The sequence below is a fragment of the Anaeromyxobacter sp. PSR-1 genome (assembly GCF_000964525.1).
Classification (GTDB): domain Bacteria; phylum Myxococcota; class Myxococcia; order Myxococcales; family Anaeromyxobacteraceae; genus Anaeromyxobacter.
Map to the genome: position 1 here is coordinate 1 of NZ_BAZG01000337.1, position 1,814 is coordinate 1,814.

The following is a 1,814-nucleotide window of genomic DNA, read 5'->3' on the forward strand; positions in this document are numbered from 1 at the left end:
GCTCGCCGGCGTGGCGATCCTGGCGGTGCTGGCGTGGAAGGGACGGGAGTACTACCCGCTCGCGCGCCTGGACCGGCTCCGCTCGCCGCTCCACCCGGCGATGAAGCCGGCGGGGCCCTGGGGCCACGGCGTCGGCATCGTGGCGACGCTGTTCATGCTCTCGAACTTCCTCTACGCGGTCCGCAAGCGCTGGAAGCGCTTCGCGCCGGTGGGGAGCATCCGCGGCTGGCTCGACTTCCACGTGTTCGTGGGCTTCATGAGCCCGCTCGTCATCGCGTTCCACGCGGCGTTCCAGTCGAACAACCTGCTCGCCACCGGCACCGCGGGCGCGCTCTGCATCGTGGTCGGCACCGGGATCGTGGGGCGGTTCATCTACGGCGCCGTCCCCTCCGACGGCGGCAAGGCGGTGGAGCTGGCCGACCTGCTGGCGCGGTTCGAGCGCTCCCGCGCGGCGCTCGGCCCGCTGCTGCAGGAGGCGGGCGCGCCGGCCCGGGCGCTGCTCGACCGCGCCACCGCGCCGGTCCGCGCCGGCTCGCTGGCGCTGCTGTTCGTGCGCATGCCGGCGGAGTCGCTCCTGCTCCGCCTGCGCCTGCTGCGGGTGCGCGGGCGCTTCCGCGGGACCGGCCACTACGCCGAGTTCCGCGCCACGCTGGTCGCCCTGGCGCGGCTGCGCTGGCAGATCCGCTTCTACGCCTCGCTGAAGCGCCTGCTCCGCGGCTGGCGCGTGTTCCACGCCTCGCTGGCCGTGTTCCTGGTCCTCGTCATCGCCGCCCACATCGGCGTCTCCCTCTACCTCGGGTACGGACTCCTCCACCGGTGAAACCCTCGACCGCAGCGCTCCTCGCCTCGCTCGCGCTGGCCGCCCCGGCGGCCGCGCGCGCCGACGTGTTCTCGCCGGGCCCGCTCTCCCGGTCCCACCAGGGCCTGGAGGGGCTCCAGAGCTGCACGAAGTGCCACCTGGCCGGGCAGCAGCTCTCCGCCGACACCTGCCTCGCCTGCCACGCCGAGCTGAAGGACCGCGTCGCGCGCGGGCTGGGCTTCCACGGCCGGCTCCCCGCGGCCGAGCGCGCCTGCGAGCGGTGCCACCACGAGCACCAGGGCCGGGACTTCGCGCTGGTGGACTGGGGGCCGGGCGGGAAGAAGGGCTTCGACCACGCGCGCGCCGGGTTCGAGCTGCGCGGCAAGCACCGGCGGGTGGACTGCGCCCGCTGCCACGACCCGCGGCTGGTGGCGGATCCGGCGGTGGCCGAGGTGCTGCGCAAGCAGCCGGAGCGCCGGACCAGCCTGGGCGCGCCGCAGCGCTGCGCCGCCTGCCACTTCGACGAGCACCGCGGCCAGCTCGGCCCGGACTGCGCGCGCTGCCACGGCGAGGACGCCTGGAAGCCGGCGGCGCGCTTCGACCACGCGCGCACCGCGTACCGCCTCGACGGCAAGCACGTGCGCGTGGCCTGCGCGAAGTGCCACGCGGACGTGGCGGAGGCCGCCGGCGCGCCCGGCCCCGGCATGACGCCGCCGGTGCGGGCGGCCGCCTACGCCCGCTACAAGGGCGTGGCGTTCCAGGCCTGCACCGACTGCCACAAGGATCCCCACCAGGACCGGTTCGGCCAGGCGTGCGCGAGCTGCCACGTCACCGCCGACTGGAAGCAGGTGACCGGGCTCGGCGCGAAGCGCGCCTTCCACGAGAAGACCCGGTACCCGCTGCGCGGCGCGCACGCCACGGTGGCCTGCGAGGCGTGCCACGGCCCGTGGCCCGGCGAGAAGGCGCGCTACAAGGGCATCGCGTTCGCGCGCTGCACCGACTGCCACGCCGACGC

At 75.7% G+C, this 1,814-nt stretch carries 1 protein-coding gene and 1 pseudogene; both read left to right on the forward strand.

What is annotated here, in order from left to right; genetic code table 11:
* Positions 1-820, forward strand: a pseudogene (locus tag PSR1_RS23155) (pyridine nucleotide-disulfide oxidoreductase); the annotation flags it as partial.
* Positions 817-1,814 (forward strand): cytochrome c3 family protein (locus PSR1_RS23160; protein WP_193388409.1); only part of this gene is annotated, 998 nt, incomplete at its 3' end. The pseudogene PSR1_RS23155 and the gene PSR1_RS23160, both read left to right, overlap by 4 nt.